Genomic DNA, 2017 nt, shown 5'->3' with positions numbered 1-2017 from the left:
ATCCCGACGACACCGCCCAGCAGAAGATTACCGGCAAAGCCGGCGGCGCCGCCGGTCTGGATGTCGCGGCTGAGCGGCACGATCTGCGGCTCGTAGCCTTCCTTCTGGAAGGTGATGGAGATGTCGGCATTCCGCTTGACGACCACGGAGCAGGGCGTCGTGCAGGTGGTCGGAACCTCCATTCCGCTGACGACGGCTTCAACGCCTGAAGGTGTCGATGAGATGCTGATATTCTCGGTCGTCCCGCGCGTGACGGACGCGCAGCCGCCCAGCATGACGCTGAGCGCCACAATTCCAAATGATCGCATGAAATGCCCCTTGTCCCACCGCCAGTGAAGCGCAACCAGAGCGCGAGGGCAATACGTCATTGGTCCAGATAGTTAAGCCACGCACCGGTTGTGTGGAGATGGGTCGAGCACCTGCGCTTGGCCGGTTCTATTCGCCGCGCAGGCGCTGGTCGTCCTGCACGCGGACATGCTCGGCGCCGCGCGCGCCTGCCGGCGAGAGCCGCAGCATGCTCAGCACCGCGCCGCAGAGCGCAAAGCCGACGCCGGTGAGGAGCGCGACTCGGGTCCCGTCAATTGGATAGAGGCCGAGGAACAGTGCCACCAGCGCCGCGCCCGTGGTCTGGCCGAGCAGCCGCGCCGTGCCCAGCATGCCGCTGGCGCCGCCGGCGCGCTCGCGCGGGGCGGCGGCGATCATGGTGCGGTTGTTGGGGGTCTGGAACAGGCCGAAGCCGGCCCCGGCCAGCGCCATCCGCCAGATCACGTCGAGCGGCGTTGGCGCGGCCGGCAGGAGGGCGAGCGCGCCGAGCCCGCAGGCGAACAGCGTGAGCCCGATGCCGCCGAGCAGGCCAGCCGGATAATGTTCGACCAGGCGGCCGGCGAGGGGGGCTGCGAAGGCGAGTGCGATCGGCCACGGCGTGATCAGGAGGCCCATATGCACGGCGGAATAGCCGAAGCGGCTCTGGAGATAGAAGGGGATCGCGACGAAGGCCAGCATCTGCCCGCAGAACGATGCGATCGAGGTCGCAATCGACAGCGCGAAGACGGGGATGCGCAAGAGATCGACCGGCAGCAGCGGCGAGGCCATGTGGGTTTCGCGATAGATCAGCAGCGCGCCGGCGACGATCGCGATTGCGAACTGGACGAGGCAGGTGAGCGCGGCCTCGCCATGACCGACGCTGTCGATCGCGGCAATGCCGACACCGAAGGTGATCGCGGACAGACCCGCGCTCTGCCAGTCGAATGAATGGCTCGCGGGCTTGGTGTGCGGCAGGCTGCGCAGGCCCAGCACCAGCGTCACCGCGCCGAGCGGCACGTTGATGGCGAACAGCCAGGGCCAGCTCCCGACCGCGAGGATGCCGGCCGCGAGCGTCGGGCCGACCGCGGCCGAGAAGGCGACGACGAGCGCGTTGAGCCCGATGCCGCGGCCGAGCAGGCTGCGCGGATAGGTGAAGCGCACCAGCGCCGCGTTGACGCTCATGATGCCGGCCGCGCCAAAGCCCTGGATGATGCGCGCGACCGTCAGCAGCGGCAGCGTATGCGCCAGCGCGCAGAAGGCGGACGCGAGCGTGAACAGCACGAGCCCGACCAGATAGACTCGGCGATAGCCGACGATCTCGCCGAGCGAGGCGAGCGGCAGCAGCGAGATGGTGATCGCGAGCTGGTAGCCGTTGACGATCCAGATCGAGAAGGCCGGGCTCGCGTCGAGGTCGGCCGCGATCGTCGGCAGCGCGACGTTGGCGATGGCGCTGTCCACCACCGCCATGATGATGCCGAGCGCAATGGTCAGGACCGCCTGGTTGCGCTGGGGCTGCGGCAAGCCGTCGGCATGCACTGTGGGGGCGGACGACATGATGAAGGCGCGCTTGATTCGAGCCGTGTTTCATCTCCGGATTAGGAAATTGCAGATTGGATCGCAACCCGGCAGGACACGGACAGTTCCTGTGCCGGAAGCAGGCCTTCCGGCACAGGACAACGGGTCGGGACCGCTTTCGAGAGGGCTCAGGGAGCCC

2 protein-coding genes are annotated in these 2017 nt (G+C 67.9%); both read right to left on the bottom strand.

The window, feature by feature from the left end; genetic code table 11:
* Nucleotides 1–308, bottom strand: a 308-nt coding sequence (locus tag AC1D00_RS38670) for a PEGA domain-containing protein (protein ID WP_477014299.1), incomplete at its 3' end; no start/stop codon positions are given.
* Nucleotides 309–435: 127 nt separating this feature from the next.
* Nucleotides 436–1857, bottom strand: a complete 1422-nt coding sequence (locus tag AC1D00_RS38665) for an MFS transporter (protein WP_477014298.1) — start codon at nucleotides 1855–1857, stop codon at nucleotides 436–438.
* Between the last annotated feature and the right edge of the window lie 160 nt (nucleotides 1858–2017).

It is taken from the genome of Bradyrhizobium sp. P2_E8, from assembly GCF_056403875.1.
Note: the sequence above shows the minus strand (reverse complement) of the source record. Positions and strands in the feature narration are given on the sequence as shown.